The following is a 13,816-nucleotide window of genomic DNA, read 5'->3' on the forward strand; positions in this document are numbered from 1 at the left end:
GAGAGGAGGAGACATGACACATCTTGCACAGCCTTCCTCTGATCCTGACGTTACGCCTTATGAACAGGTTGAAAACGCCGCCAGCCATGCAGGGTTGATGGTCATGGGCGCGCTGCATCCTCGCCACGTTGCAGTCAAACAACTGGACACCGGAACCCTGATCCTGTTGGGGGCCGGCGCAGACTTCTGGCCCGTACTGAAAGCCTCACCAGAATGGCACCGGCCCGACCCCGTAGACCAATGGTCGAAAAGGGTGGTCAGTCAGATGGCCGAGGCGCTCGGCGCCCAGGCGTATTTTCCGTTTGGCGGCCCCCCGTACACCCCATTTATCGACTGGGCGCTCAAATCAGGACGTACGTTCAGCAGCCCGGTCGGCGCACTGGTGCATGATACCGTTGGCATGATGATTTCCTATCGGGGCGCACTGCATTTTGCCGAAGAATTCGCCATCCCAGACCCCTCCGGGGTATCGCCTTGCGAAACCTGCGCCGCGCCTTGCACGACGACCTGTCCGGTCAGCGCCCTGAACGCGCAGGACTTCTACAACATCGGTGGCTGCCACGACCATCTTGACACTTCTGAAGGTCAGACCTGCATGTCTGGTGGGTGTCTGGCCCGCCTTGCGTGCCCCCTCAGTACAGGCGCAGGGCGCGACCCCGAACAATCGGCCCATCATATGAGAGCCTTTCATCCGTCATGACCCGAACTCTGATCCTGACACGTCATGCGAAGTCCAGCTGGGATAACCCGGGTCTTGGTGATCATGAACGCCCTCTTAACAAACGTGGACGAAAGTCTGCCCCGGCCATCGCTGCTTGGTTGCGGCAAAACGGCTGGCTCCCGGATGAAATCTTGTGCTCGACGTCAACCCGTACCCGTGAGACATGGGATCGGATGGGCTTGCAGGCCGATAAAATCTGTTTTCACAGCGCGCTCTACCACGCTGATTCAGAGGTCATGTTGCGAGAGCTTTCGGGCGCTACGGAACCGACTGTGTTGATGCTGGGCCACAATCCCGGGATTGCCGATTTCGCCGACCGTCTGGTGCGACAACCGCCTGATCACATACGCTTTTTCGATTATCCAACCTGTGCAACAATTGTTATGGCATTCGACGAAAACAGCTGGGCCGAAGTCAAATGGCGCACCGGGACAGTGCTGGGGTTCACCATCCCACGCGACTTGATCGAATAGAAAAAGGCGGGGCAATACCCCGCCTTCGCTCTTTCAGTCCTTGTGTGGATCAATGACCCAGAATCTGGCTCAGGAAGAGTTTGGTCCGCTCGCTTTTCGGGTTGTTGAAGAACTCTTCGGGTTCGTTCTGCTCCACGATCTGACCGGCATCCATAAAGATCACGCGGTTGGCGACCTGGCGGGCAAAACCCATCTCGTGGGTTACACACAGCATGGTCATGCCTTCTTCGGCCAGTTCGATCATGGTGTCGAGCACCTCTTTGATCATCTCGGGGTCCAGCGCCGATGTCGGTTCATCGAACAACATGATACGCGGCATCATGCACAGGCTTCGGGCAATCGCCACACGCTGCTGCTGACCACCCGAAAGCTGACCGGGAAACTTGTCGGCCTGTTCGGGAATTTTCACCTTTTCCAGGAAGTGCATGGCGCGCTCTTCGGCCTCTTTCTTGGGCGTCTTGCGCACCCAGATCGGGGCCAGCGTGCAGTTTTCCAGAATGGTCAGGTGCGGGAACAGGTTGAAGTGCTGGAACACCATGCCAACCTCGGACCGGATCTTGTCGATGTTCTTCAGATCATTCGACAGCTCGATTCCGTCCACCACAATGGTGCCTTGCTGGTGTTCCTCCAGCGCGTTCAGGCAGCGGATCAGGGTGGATTTGCCCGAGCCCGACGGGCCCGCGATCACGATCCGCTCGCCCTGATTGACGGTCAGATTGATGTCGCGAAGCACGTGGAAGGACCCGTACCACTTGTTCATTTGGTTGATGTCGATGGCGATTTCGTCGCTCACCTGCATCTTGGAGCGGTCGATTTCGCGGTCAATTGCAAGTTCAGACATGCGTTGAACTCCTTAACGATGATCGGTGGCAAGGCGACGCTCGAGCCACTGTGAATATTGAGAGATGCCGTAGCAGACGACGAAGAACAGAAGCGCAGCAAAGCCCAGAAGTTCCCAGTAAACGCCGTTCCATTCGGTCGACGCCAGGATGGGACCCCGGATCATGCCCACAAGATCGAACATCGAGATGACCGAAACCAGTGTCGTATCCTTGAACAGGCCCACGGCCACGTTCACGATCCCGGGGATCGAGATCTTCAGGGCCTGCGGCAGGATGATAAGCCGCATTGCCTGCGGGTAATCCAGCCCAAGGCTATCTGCCGCCTCGTACTGCCCCCGTGGAAGCGCTGCCAGACCGCCGCGGATCACCTCGGCGATATAGGCGGATGAGAACATGGTGATCATGATCACGACGCGCAGGAACAGGTCGACCGTGCTGTCAGGCGGGAAGAAATACGCCAGCATCACCGAAGCCACGAACAGCAGCGTGATCAAAGGCACGCCGCGGATGAATTCGATAAAGATGACGCAGACCCACTTGATCAGCGGCATGTTCGACTGTCGCCCCAGGGCCAGTGCGATCCCGAGTGGCACCGACAGCGAAACACAGGTCACGCCCAGCATCATGTTCAGCATGAAACCACCCAGATCACGGCTGGGAACGGCCGTCAGCCACGCATTATCTGATGCACCTTCCGGGATCAGGGCTCCACCGACTTTCCAGATGACCAGGGCGGTCACGATTGCTCCGAAGAACCCGGCAGCAAAGCTGTTGTTGCCCAGCTTCTGGAAAACGCCACCAGCAGCAACGCAGCCGACAAGTGCAACCAGAGGAACAAGGATCGTGCCACCCCAGATCAGCCAGAACGCCAGGAAGGGATAGACCGCAGTGAACAACAGCATCTTGCGGGGCAGGTCAAAGAACAGCACCGGGGCAATGGCCACCAGCATCAGCACAAAAGCCAGATTCGGGCGCCAAAAAGCATCGGTGGGGTACTTGAACCCATAGATCAGCTGAGGCCAGCGTTCCGTCAGAACCGCGAAACAGGCTCCGGTCTTATCCCCCAGAATCTCGCGGCACTCTGCCAGCGAGTTGGCATTCCACACTCCGTTGAGAATCCATGGCAGGGTATTCTTGAGAAGAATGTAGATCAGGATCAGTGACAGCACCGTCAGGATTGAGTTGGCGACCCCTGAAAACAGGTTCTCACGCAGCCATTTGATGACACCCGTCTCATTCGCCGGCGGCGGAGAGGGCGGGATTGTGCCTTCGGCCACGAAGGCGATCGGGTTTGTTGCTTGATCACTCATGGCTCAGCGCTCCTTCAGCTTGACGGAAGCGTTGTAGATGTTCATCCCCGTCGAAATCAGCAGTGAAGCTGTGAGATAGAACAACATCAGCAGCAGAACGCATTCGATCGCTCGACCGGTCTGGTTCAGGGTGATACCACCCAGTGTCGCGGTGATATCCGCATAGCCAACAGCAATCGCAAGAGACGAGTTCTTGGTGATGTTCAGATACTGTGAGATCAGCGGCGGGATGATAACCCGCAATGCCTGGGGCAGGATGACCAGTTTCATGATCCGTCCCTGACGCAGGCCCAGCGCGGCGGCAGCCTCGGTCTGACCTTTGCTGATCGCCTGAATACCCGCGCGCACGTTTTCCGCGATAAAGGCTCCGGTGTAGATCGACAGGGCGAACCACAACGCAATCAGCGGGCCGCCTGCATTCAGTCCACCGCTGAAGTTAAAGCGCTTCAGCTCGGGGACGTCCCAGGTCAGGCCCATGATGACCATCAACAGCACCAACGGCACCAGCCAGATTGCCAGTTTCGGCAACAGCGTCGCGGGACGCTCGCCGGTTTCTTCCTGTTTCTTCGTTGCGCGTTTTTCAACTTCGCCACTGACAAACCACGATCCGATCAGAACGGCGATGACCAGCAACCAGTTCAGGGCTGCCGATGCAAACACGCCACTGGCGAATTCAGGACGCGGGAAATAAATGCCCCGGTTGGTAAAGGCAAAAGAACCAAACAGCATCGATGACGTCGGGTTTTCCCCACGGAACTCGCTTGGCGGCGGCAGCACAGCCGTCATGATCGTGAAGATGATGATGATCCAGATCAGCACCGGTATGTTCCGGAAGATCTCGACATATACCGCCATCAGCTTCGATACGAGCCAGTTGTTCGACAGTCTCAGAACACCCGCGATCACACCAAAAATCGTTGCTGTAATACAAGCCAGAAAGGCGACAAGCAGTGTGTTCAGCAAACCTACGAGCGCTGCGCGTGCATGTGATGACTGACTGTCATATTCTACAAGACGCTGGTTGATGTCATACCCGGCGGAATCGCCGAGGAAAGAGTAGGAAATATTGAGCCCTGCGGCCCTGAGGTTCTGGATCAGGTTGTTGCCCAGATACCAGATCGAAAGCGCAATAACGATGGCCGCAATCACCTGAAATGTAAGAGAGCGATAGCGGGTATCGTTTATGAGCATAGACAACCGAAAATCTGCTTTCGGTGGGTCAGTCATAGTCGACATATTTTGGGATCCCCGTGGCTTGCGAGCTGTTAAATATCGGCGAGGTTTTCCCCGCTCTGCATCTGCCCGCAGCAATTTATTGTAGAAGAGGGCGCAGGTTGCCCTGCGCCCTCTTCCATTGATGTCTTAGCGGAACGGAGGCGAGTAAAGCAGACCACCTTCGGTCCACTGTGCGTTCAGGCCTCGCGCCAAACCGATCGGTGTTTCTTCACCGATGTTCTTGGCGAAGATTTCACCATAGTTACCACCAGCTTTGATCGCTTTGGCAGCCCAGTCGGCGTCCAGACCCAGCATTTCACCCAGAGTGCCTTCTGTACCCAGCAGGCGGTTGATTTCCGGGTTGTCGGTGCCGGCGCTCAGTTCGTCGATGTTTGCCGATGTCACGCCCAGCTCTTCAGCCGAAACCAGTGCGTTCAGAGTCCAGCGCACGACGTCGCCCCACTCGTGGTCGCCATGACGGACCAGCGGGCCCAGCGGCTCTTTCGAGATGATTTCGGGCAGCAGGATGTGCTCGTCCGGCGCTTCGAAGGTGGCGCGAGTTGCAGCCAGACCCGATGCGTCGGTGGTGTAGACGTCACATGCACCAGCCAGGTACTGCTGCTGCGCTTCGGCGTTGGTTTCGATCGGAACCGGCTCGTAGCTGATGTTGTTGGCACGGAAGAAATCGGCCAGATTCAGCTCGGTGGTGGTACCGGTCTGGATGCAGACACGGGCACCGTCCAGTTCCTTGGCAGAGCTGACGCCCAGCGCTTTGGGAACCATGAAGCCCTGACCGTCATAATAGTTCACGCCGGTGAATTCGAACTTCAGGTCAACATCGCGGCTGAAGGTCCAGGTGGTGTTCCTTGCCAGCATGTCGATCTCGCCCGAGGCCAGAGCGGTAAAGCGTGTCTTACCAGTGGTCGGAACGAATTCAACGGCGTTGGCGTCGCCCAGAACGGCAGCAGCAACAGCGCGGCACAGCGATACGTCAAAGCCCTGCCATTCGCCATTTGCGTCGGGCGCAGCAAAACCAACCAGACCGGTGGTCACACCACAATTCAGCTTGCCGCGTGCTTTAACGTCGTCAACGGTCCCTGCCATGGCTGCGCCAGCAGCAAGACCGGCAATCGTTGCCGCGCCCAAGATTACGGATTTTTTCATTTTTACCTCTTCCTGATTTTCCGCCCCGTCCGAGACGGCTCTGCCCGGCAAGTGGATGCCGGATAGGTTACCCCAAAGGTGTCTCCCCTTTAGTGGCACTGAGTTTGGGCGTATTCATAAACAAACGTCAAGGGCCGGATCATCGAAAACGATGGATCAGGCCCCAAGCTGTTTACAGATTTGCTCAAAAATCAGGAATTAAGGATCAAACCGATAGGTCAAAGAAGCGTTTGGCATGCATGAAGGCCGCTTTCTTGGCCTCGGCAACCTCATGGGCTTCTTCGTCATGGCCCCATTGTTCAATCTGCCAGGTTTCATCCAACCTAGAAATGCGCCATATCTCGTCCGGTTTGCGCCAGTTCATGGCGACCGCAAAGCCAAGAATCAATGACCCCGACAAACTGACCAGATCGTGAAAAGCGGCCAGTTGGAACGCATCCAGCCCACGCACCCGAGACCGCAATGTCGCCAGGGCAGTTCCCGACTGCGGTTGATGCAGTACGCCGGCAACCGGAACCAGACGGGCGGACAGCGCGGTCTCGGCCCAATCCAGGGCGGGGTCCCATTCGGCTGTCTGGCGATCCTGCAACTCTTGCGGATGGGTTGCGCGATAACACAACAAATCAGAGTCGCCATAGTCGGCCAGCATGTCGGCAACTTCCCCGTGCTGGATGCGGACTTTGTCAATCGCTGCATTTGCAGAACGGGTGAACGGCATTTCTGCGGGATCAACCTCTTTTTCCTGGGCGTCCCATTCCGCTGCGACCACTTCGGCCATGGGACGGGTTGGCAGAATCAATCCTGCCTTGGCGGGTGTTTTGACACGGCGTCCATCAAGCTCAACTGTAAACCCGCCATCGGCCTCGACTACGGTGCTGTTTTTCCAAAAGCGCTTCGGTTTCCAGTCGCTCATGTTCTAGTCCCACATCCCGGCCAGCGCATTTGGCAACTGGTCAAAGGTTTCGATAATGCAAGAGGCAGCGGTCAAAGCCGATCGGTCATGATAGCCCCAGATTACGCCGATGCCACGAACTCCGGCAGCCGCAGCCATATCCATGTCATAGCTCGTATCACCGATCATCACTGCACAGGCCGGATCGACCCCGGTTTCCGCCAATGCGGTCTGCACCATGGACGGATGCGGCTTTGAAGGGTGGTGATCCGCGACTTGCCGGGTCACGAAATACGCTTCCAACCCGTGCGCTTCGATCAGCGCGTCCAACCCGCGCTGCGACTTGCCGGTTGCCACGCCAAGAAGCACGTCGGGCACGGCGTACAGTGCTTCAATTGCCTCTCTTGCGCCGGGGTACAGCGGCGAACTTGCCGCGCCCAAGTCAAGCCGATGGGCGTGATAGGCCTCTTTGTATCCTTCGACCAGATCGTTCTGGACCGAATGAGGCTGTTCCGGCACCAACCGCGCGATAGCGTGCGGCAGCGACAAGCCGACAATGGACAGGATCGCCTCACGCGTCGGAACCGGCACGGACACGGCCTGAAAGCTGGTGGTCATGGAGTGAACAATGCTGCCCTGACTGTCGACCAGGGTACCATCGACGTCGAACAGGACCAGCCGCAAGGGTGCGCTCATTGCAGCTCCTCAAACGGGTCGTCAGCCGCCAGATCTTCGCTCCATCCGAACGTATCCCAGCTGTGTTTCATATGCTCGGGCAGGGGCGCCGTCACCGTCACCGGTTTCCGCGTCATCGGATGCAGGAAGGACAGCCGCCGTGCGTGCAAATGCAGCTTTTTGCTGATGACCCCGCCCAGTTGCGCGCCCCATCCGTCGCCAAGGTTTTCCTGACCCGAACCGCCGTATTTTCCGTCGCCTATGATCGGATGCCCGATTGCGGCCATATGAGCCCGCAATTGGTGCGTACGTCCGGTGATCGGCTCCATCGCCACCCATGCAGCGCGGCTGGCAACCCGATAGAGGGTTGCGTAATGCGTATGCGCGCGTTTCGCGCCCGGAGTGCTGTCAATTTCGCTCATATGCACGGGGATCATCTTTTCACCCTCACCGTGCTTTCCATGACCCGGCGCTTTGACAAGGCCGGTTTTGATCTCACCCAGGTACGGTGTCGGAACACCGGCAACCAGCGCCCAGTAGATCTTGCGCGTATCACGATGACGGAAGGCGGCCGTAAGACCCTTGGCGGCCTCCCGCGTGCGGGCCAGCAGCAAAACACCTGACGTGTCCTTGTCCAATCTATGGACCAGCCGAGGGTTCTCGTCATAGCCGAACCGCAATGCTTCGGACAGGCTGTCAACATGTCGCGTCTGCCCGCTACCGCCTTGCACCGGCAAGCCATGCGGCTTGTTCAGGGCCAGAATGTGATCGTCACGGTAGATCACGCAGGACTGGATCATCCTGGCATCCGCATCCGAGGTACGATTCTTGACCTCAGCCGGTTTGTGATCGGCATCCGGAAGGGGCGGCACGCGAACCACCTGCCCTACCTCTAGTCGGGTCGAGGCCTTGGCGCGGCTTCCGTCAACACGCAATTCTCCCTTGCGGCACATTTTTTCAATGCGGCCCTGGCTGACATGCGGAAACAGGCGGCGCAGCCAACGGTCTACACGCTGGTCCCCATCCCCTTCAGCGACTGTAATCATCTGTACGCCACTCATGCCATTACCCCTTGTTCCGCGCGGGTGATCCGCCCGGATTGCGTGTTTACCCGTGTCCCAGAAATCATGGGCGTCTGTCGCGCGCAACGCGGCAAGAGTCAAGGTATCTGGCTGTGGTTCTCAGATGTTCGAGAAGTTACCGTGTCGCCCTGCTCCATCCCGAAACCGGCCAGCCCCAGCGGTACCTTCTCGGCGAATGGCGTCCAACCCGTTGGCCCATTCGATCTTCAGCGCGTCCCGAACCGGCATTCCATGTGTTTCAATGATTGATCGGCGGTCTGCCCGAACGGCCTCTTGTGGAAAACGGGCTATTTCATGGGCCATTTTTTCGGCTGCACTGCGTGCTGTGCCATGTGAGACGACCTTTTCCGCCAACCCAATCCTGCAACACTCTTCAGCTTCGACCTTGCGTCCGGTCAGAGCAATCTCCAACGCCTTGCCCTGCCCCACCAGACGCGGCAACCTGACCGAGCCACCATCCATCAGGGTAATCCCCCAACGTCGGCAAAAAACACCCAAGTAAGCCGTTTCCGCCATGACCCGGATATCGCACCACAAGGCAAGCTCCATTCCTCCGGCCACTGCCGCGCCCTCAATCGCGCCAATGACGGGCTTCGAAAGCTCCAACCGCGAAGGCCCCATGGGCCCCAGCGTTGAAGGAGCCGACCCGATGGGGAAGCTGTGTTTGTCGAAATATGCTTCGCGTCGCTCGGGATCGGCCAGCGATGCGGCAAGTTTCAGATCCCACCCTGCACAGAAATTGCCACCTTTGCCCCAGAATACCGCAGCCTTGGCCGAACTGGCCTCAAAACTCAGAAATGCCTCAACCAGAGCCTCGGCATGTTCCGTATCAACGGCATTCCGCGCATCCGGTCTGTCGTGGATGACGGTCCAGACACTCTCGGATTTTTCGATTGAAATCGGCATACCAAGTCCTCCCCTGCAAGCGTTAACCCAAGGGAAGTGTCCAATTTCAATCCTGTCGTCTGTGACGCCGCGGAAGGTCCACAACTGACCCGCGTAACTAGCTGTTCCGCTGCGTCCGCAACTTGGCAAAGTAATCGAGGCGCTTCTTCAACTCACGCTCAAACCCACGTTCGACCGGTTGATACAGAACCGGGCGTTTCATTGTCTCGGGGAAGTAGTCCTGACCGGAAAACCCGTCCTCGGCATCATGGTCATAGGCATAGCCTGCACCATATCCCTGATCCTTCATCAAAGAGGTCGGCGCGTTCAGGATATGCTTGGGCGGTGGCTCGCTGCCGGATTGCTTGGCCAATCGCATTGCCGCCTTGTAGCCGACATAGGTGCCGTTGGATTTTGGCGCCAGGGCTAGATAGACCAGCGCCTGAGCAAGCGCCAACTCTCCTTCCGGGGAACCCAGACGTTCGTAGGTTTCCCACGATTGCAAGCAAATGGCCTGCGCCTGTGGATCGGCCAAGCCTATATCCTCGACGGCCATGCGTGTGATCCTGCGTGCAAGATACCTTGGGTCCTCGCCCCCGGTCAGCATGCGCGCAAACCAATACAAAGCCGCATCCGGGTCAGTGCCGCGCACCGATTTGTGCAGGGCCGAGATCAGGTTGTAATGCTCATCACCAGACTTGTCGTACTTCGCAGCCCGCCGCATCAATCGCGTCGACAGCGCATCGGGGCCCAGCGGCGCATCCACCTTCCACGCCGAAACCTGTTCGATCAGGTTCAGCAAAGCCCGACCATCGCCATCGGCCATCTCCTGCAACGCATCGCGTGCGGCAGGCGTCAATGGCAACGCACGGTTCAGCTCTTTTTCGGCCCGCTGGGTCAGACGCTCCAGATCGGCAAGGCTGAGCCGTTCCAGCACCAGCACCTGCGACCGGCTGAGTACAGCGGCATTCAGTTCAAAGGACGGGTTCTCGGTCGTTGCGCCGACCAACAGGATGGTGCCGTCTTCCATATGGGGCAGAAACCCGTCTTGCTGTGCCTTGTTGAAGCGGTGGATCTCGTCCACGAACAACAACGTGCCCTGCCCGTTCTGGCGGCGGATTTTGGCGGACTCGAAGACTTTCTTCAGATCCGGCACACCGGTAAAGATCGCACTGATCTGAACGAAGTGCAGATCGGTTTCCTGTGCCAACAGCCGTGCAATCGTCGTCTTTCCAACTCCGGGTGGGCCCCAGAAGATCAGGCTGGATAAACTACCTGCCGCCAGCATAACACCCAGCGGGGCTTCGGGGCCCAGCACCTGTTCCTGCCCGATCACCTCGGCCAGGGATCGAGGCCGCAACCGGTCAGCCAGAGGCCGGTGTGGGGAAGCGGCAGGTTCTGCCGGCCCGGTATCGAACAGATCACTCACAGGTCACAACCGGAACCGCAAAGAAACGGACCGCCCCCCGCGCAGCAGACCTATCTGCACGCGACGGCCCGGGTCGGTCAGCGCCGTCTCAACGTCCCGAGGGCGCTGGATTTCTTCAGAATTGATGCTTTCAAGAATATCACCGGATCGCAAACCCGCCCTTGCGCCGTACGGACCGGGATCCACCACGACGACACCGGTCTGCGACAGCAACAAACCCATCTTGGTGATCATGACAGGATTGACCCGAGATACCACCAAGCCCGGAAGAACGGTTCTGTCATTCAACGTCGTTTCTTCGGCGGCCGGAACATCGGGGGCTTTGATAAGGGCCACCTCAACACCTTCACTTTGCGCGCCGCGCAAACGGGTCAGAACCGAGGTTCCACCAACCCCGGCGACCGACATCCGAAACTTCATCTCGGCCGGCGAGTTTACCTCATCCCCGTCCACATGCGTTACCACATCTCCCACTCTGAGCCCCGCGTCGCGCAGCGGGCTGAGTTCATGCAGGTCAGAGATCACAACGCCCAACGGGATGGCCAGACCAAGGGATTCCGCGATATCTGCGCTCATGTGTTGACCCGACATTCCCGCCCACGGGCTGACGAAACTGTCATTCCCCTGCTGCGCCTGCTTCAGGAATTGCGCCACCAGATTGGCAGGGATAGCAAAGCCGATGCCATTTGATCCACCCGATCGGGTCAGAATGGAAGTATTGATCCCGATAAGATGGCCATTCACATCAATCAGCGCCCCACCGGAGTTACCCGGGTTGATTGCAGCATCTGTCTGAATGAAATACCCGCGGCTATTCCCGGTTGCCGTGCCCGTGCGCGCCAGCCCCGAGATGATGCCGGACGACACCGTCTGCCCCACCCCGAATGGGTTTCCGATGGCCAGGGCCAGCTCTCCGACTTCGACCTGATCGGAATCGCGAAGGGTCAGGTAAGGCAGGTCTTCGGCCCCTTCCAGACGCAAGATCGCGATATCGCTTTCCTCGTGACCCAGCACAACCTCAGCCGAAAACTCGCGTCGGTCCGTCGTGACAACCCGGATCTCGGTCGCGGACCCGACCACGTGATAGTTGGAAACAACGTACCCATCGCCAGACAGAATAACCCCAGAACCCAGCGAGTTTTGAACTCTCTGACGGGGTTCTTCAAAACCCCGGCCAAAGAAGTCCTGAAAGAACGGATCCGAAAAAAACGGGCTTGCCCGGTCCTGCCGGACGATCTTGGCATAGATGTTCACAACCGCTGGTGAGGCCTGTTTTACGACCGGTGCGAATCCCAGCGAAATCTCAGCCTGTGACTGCGGAACTGTCGTTTCGGCCATACCTTGCGTAGCGCAGGTCAAAGCAACAAGGGTCAGCATTGCGCGGATCATGGTGGCTCCGTTTTTTTGTGATTGGCCCAGATATGCTGACACGCAATCTGAATTGCAAGTCGGCGCTCCAGTATGTCCCGTAACATGTCCCGGAAAGCCAGAACGAAAAAACCTCCGTCCGGTTTCCCGAACGGAGGTTCGAACCTGACCATGTGTCAGATCTTATTCTTCGGCAGCCTCTTCGGCGGCAACGCGTGCCTTGTCGGCCGCGCCTTTGGCGTCCAGATCGCGGTCAACGAATTCGATGATCGCCATCGGGGCCATGTCACCATAGCGGAAGCCAGCTTTCAAAATGCGGACATAACCGCCCTGACGCTCGGCGTAGCGAGGGCCCAGAACCTCGAACAGCTTGGCGACGTCCTTGTCTTCTTTCAGTTGCGATGCGGCCTGACGGCGGGCGTGCAGATCGCCGCGTTTGCCCAGAGTGACCAGCTTTTCGATGATCGGGCGCAGTTCTTTTGCCTTGGGCAGAGTTGTCTTGATCTGCTCATGTTCAATGAGCGAGCCAGCCATGTTCGCAAACAGAGCCTTGCGGTGCTCATGAGTACGGTTCAGGCGGCGGTAACCACGTGCGTGACGCATTTTCTAGTTCCTTCTTCAGCGTTTTGCTTTGTCTGGCCGGCGATGCGTGTCACCGGCTCTCCTTGGGGCGGATATGCCCATTTTGTCCCCGGAAACCCGGGCATTGGGGAAGACGCGCTTAGAACGCGTCTTCGAATTTTTTGGCAAGATCTTCGATGTTGTCGGGCGGCCAGTCCTCGACATCCATGCCGAGGTGCAGACCCATACCGGACAGCACTTCCTTGATCTCGTTCAGCGACTTGCGGCCGAAGTTCGGGGTGCGCAGCATCTCGGCTTCGGTCTTCTGGATCAGGTCGCCGATGTAAACGATGTTGTCGTTCTTCAGGCAGTTTGCCGAACGGACCGACAGTTCCAGCTCGTCCACCTTCTTCAGGAGCAGCGGGTTGAATTCCAGACCATCGTCTTCGTCCTGACGGCTTGCCGATTCCGGCTCGTCGAAGTTGACGAAGATCGACAGCTGATCCTGCAGGATACGAGCGGCAAAAGCCAGCGCGTCTTCCGGCGTGATCGAACCATCGGTTTCGATCTTCAGGGTCAGCTTGTCATAGTCCAGAACCTGACCTTCACGGGTCGGCTGAACGTCGTAGGCAACCTTCTTGACCGGCGAATAGATCGCGTCGATCGGGATCAGGCCGATAGGCGCATCCTCGGGTTTGTTCTTCTCAGCCGAGACATACCCTTTGCCGGTGTTGACGGTCAGTTCCATGAACAGGTCTGCGCCATCGTCCAGGTGGCAGATGACGTGATCGCGGTTCAGAACCTCGATGCCGGCGCTCTCGCTGATGTCGCCGGCGGTGACGACTGCGGGGCCTTTGGCATTGATCGACAGGCGCTTGGGGCCTTCGACCTCCATGCGCAAGGCAACCTGCTTGAGGTTCAGGATGATGTCGGTGACGTCTTCACGAACGCCTGCCACGCTCGAAAACTCGTGCAGGACGTTGTCGATCTGGACGCTGGTGATGGCCGCACCTTGCAGCGAGCTCATCAGGACGCGGCGCAGGGCGTTGCCCAGGGTCAGACCAAAGCCACGCTCCAGCGGTTCAGCAACCAGGGTGGCCTGACGTGCAGGATCATTACCCGGCTTGGCTTCCAGCTGGGTCGGCTTGATCAATTCTGCCCAATTCTTGTGGATCATGTAATCCCTCCATTCCTGTCCG

General features: G+C 58.1%; 14 protein-coding genes. 2 read left to right on the forward strand and 12 right to left on the reverse strand.

Features of this window, described 5'->3' with window-relative positions:
- The first annotated feature begins 13 nt into the window (after positions 1–13).
- The gene (locus AC2FFA_RS12400) at positions 14–700 is read left to right on the forward strand and encodes a ferredoxin (RefSeq protein ID WP_496851870.1); all 687 of its coding nucleotides are present in this window, start codon (positions 14–16) and stop codon (positions 698–700) included.
- Positions 697–1,194: a SixA phosphatase family protein gene (locus AC2FFA_RS12405; RefSeq protein WP_496851871.1), complete on the forward strand. Its 498-nt coding sequence runs from the start codon at positions 697–699 to the stop codon at positions 1,192–1,194. The genes AC2FFA_RS12400 and AC2FFA_RS12405 overlap by 4 nt, the downstream gene beginning before the upstream one ends.
- Positions 1,195–1,243: 49 nt before the next feature.
- Here the strand turns inward: AC2FFA_RS12405 and AC2FFA_RS12410 are convergent, their stop codons facing one another.
- From AC2FFA_RS12410 to AC2FFA_RS12465, 12 genes are all read right to left on the reverse strand, one after another.
- The gene (locus tag AC2FFA_RS12410; RefSeq protein ID WP_117870160.1) at positions 1,244–2,035 is read right to left on the reverse strand and encodes an amino acid ABC transporter ATP-binding protein; all 792 of its coding nucleotides are present in this window, start codon (positions 2,033–2,035) and stop codon (positions 1,244–1,246) included.
- Positions 2,036–2,047: 12 nt separating this feature from the next.
- On the reverse strand, positions 2,048–3,346 hold the full coding sequence (locus tag AC2FFA_RS12415) for an amino acid ABC transporter permease (protein WP_117870162.1): 1,299 nt from the start codon (positions 3,344–3,346) through the stop codon (positions 2,048–2,050).
- A gap of 3 nt (positions 3,347–3,349) precedes the next feature.
- A complete protein-coding gene (locus AC2FFA_RS12420) occupies positions 3,350–4,582 on the reverse strand; it encodes an amino acid ABC transporter permease (RefSeq protein ID WP_117870164.1) in 1,233 nt (410 codons plus the stop codon).
- A 126-nt stretch (positions 4,583–4,708) separates the two neighbouring features.
- Positions 4,709–5,725 (reverse strand): amino acid ABC transporter substrate-binding protein, encoded by a 1,017-nt coding sequence (locus AC2FFA_RS12425; RefSeq protein ID WP_117870166.1) that lies wholly within the window; start codon positions 5,723–5,725, stop codon positions 4,709–4,711.
- Positions 5,726–5,930: 205 nt separating this feature from the next.
- A complete protein-coding gene (locus AC2FFA_RS12430) occupies positions 5,931–6,638 on the reverse strand; it encodes an ATP12 family chaperone protein (protein ID WP_117870168.1) in 708 nt (235 codons plus the stop codon).
- Positions 6,639–6,641: 3 nt separating this feature from the next.
- A complete protein-coding gene (locus AC2FFA_RS12435; RefSeq protein ID WP_496851872.1) occupies positions 6,642–7,313 on the reverse strand; it encodes an HAD-IA family hydrolase in 672 nt (223 codons plus the stop codon).
- Positions 7,310–8,353, reverse strand: a complete 1,044-nt coding sequence (locus AC2FFA_RS12440; RefSeq protein ID WP_496851873.1) for an RluA family pseudouridine synthase — start codon at positions 8,351–8,353, stop codon at positions 7,310–7,312. Before AC2FFA_RS12440 ends, AC2FFA_RS12435 begins: the two co-directional genes overlap by 4 nt.
- Before the next feature lie 120 nt (positions 8,354–8,473).
- Positions 8,474–9,280: a crotonase/enoyl-CoA hydratase family protein gene (locus tag AC2FFA_RS12445; RefSeq protein ID WP_496851874.1), complete on the reverse strand. Its 807-nt coding sequence runs from the start codon at positions 9,278–9,280 to the stop codon at positions 8,474–8,476.
- A 97-nt stretch (positions 9,281–9,377) separates the two neighbouring features.
- Entirely contained in the window at positions 9,378–10,688 is a 1,311-nt protein-coding gene (locus AC2FFA_RS12450) for a replication-associated recombination protein A (protein WP_496851875.1), read from the reverse strand.
- A 3-nt stretch (positions 10,689–10,691) separates the two neighbouring features.
- Entirely contained in the window at positions 10,692–12,077 is a 1,386-nt protein-coding gene (locus tag AC2FFA_RS12455; protein WP_496851876.1) for a trypsin-like peptidase domain-containing protein, read from the reverse strand.
- Positions 12,078–12,239: 162 nt separating this feature from the next.
- Positions 12,240–12,659, reverse strand: a complete 420-nt coding sequence (rplQ, locus tag AC2FFA_RS12460; protein ID WP_117870177.1) for a 50S ribosomal protein L17 — start codon at positions 12,657–12,659, stop codon at positions 12,240–12,242.
- A gap of 118 nt (positions 12,660–12,777) precedes the next feature.
- Positions 12,778–13,794, reverse strand: a complete 1,017-nt coding sequence (locus tag AC2FFA_RS12465) for a DNA-directed RNA polymerase subunit alpha (protein ID WP_117870179.1) — start codon at positions 13,792–13,794, stop codon at positions 12,778–12,780.
- Between the last annotated feature and the right edge of the window lie 22 nt (positions 13,795–13,816).

Source organism: Ruegeria sp. YTSB088 (genome assembly GCF_059609825.1).

Excerpts from the sequence above, each read along its gene's own strand:
- AC2FFA_RS12400 (WP_496851870.1), top strand. The coding sequence starts at position 14 with ATGACACATCTTGCACAGCCTTCCTCTGATCCTGACGTTACGCCTTAT.
- AC2FFA_RS12405 (WP_496851871.1), top strand. The coding sequence starts at position 697 with ATGACCCGAACTCTGATCCTGACACGTCATGCGAAGTCCAGCTGGGAT.
- AC2FFA_RS12410 (WP_117870160.1), bottom strand. The coding sequence starts at position 2,035 with ATGTCTGAACTTGCAATTGACCGCGAAATCGACCGCTCCAAGATGCAG.
- AC2FFA_RS12415 (WP_117870162.1), bottom strand. The coding sequence starts at position 3,346 with ATGAGTGATCAAGCAACAAACCCGATCGCCTTCGTGGCCGAAGGCACA.
- AC2FFA_RS12420 (WP_117870164.1), bottom strand. The coding sequence starts at position 4,582 with ATGTCGACTATGACTGACCCACCGAAAGCAGATTTTCGGTTGTCTATG.
- AC2FFA_RS12425 (WP_117870166.1), bottom strand. The coding sequence starts at position 5,725 with ATGAAAAAATCCGTAATCTTGGGCGCGGCAACGATTGCCGGTCTTGCT.
- AC2FFA_RS12430 (WP_117870168.1), bottom strand. The coding sequence starts at position 6,638 with ATGAGCGACTGGAAACCGAAGCGCTTTTGGAAAAACAGCACCGTAGTC.
- AC2FFA_RS12435 (WP_496851872.1), bottom strand. The coding sequence starts at position 7,313 with ATGAGCGCACCCTTGCGGCTGGTCCTGTTCGACGTCGATGGTACCCTG.
- AC2FFA_RS12440 (WP_496851873.1), bottom strand. The coding sequence starts at position 8,353 with ATGAGTGGCGTACAGATGATTACAGTCGCTGAAGGGGATGGGGACCAG.
- AC2FFA_RS12445 (WP_496851874.1), bottom strand. The coding sequence starts at position 9,280 with ATGCCGATTTCAATCGAAAAATCCGAGAGTGTCTGGACCGTCATCCAC.
- AC2FFA_RS12455 (WP_496851876.1), bottom strand. The coding sequence starts at position 12,077 with ATGATCCGCGCAATGCTGACCCTTGTTGCTTTGACCTGCGCTACGCAA.
- rplQ (WP_117870177.1), bottom strand. The coding sequence starts at position 12,659 with ATGCGTCACGCACGTGGTTACCGCCGCCTGAACCGTACTCATGAGCAC.
- AC2FFA_RS12465 (WP_117870179.1), bottom strand. The coding sequence starts at position 13,794 with ATGATCCACAAGAATTGGGCAGAATTGATCAAGCCGACCCAGCTGGAA.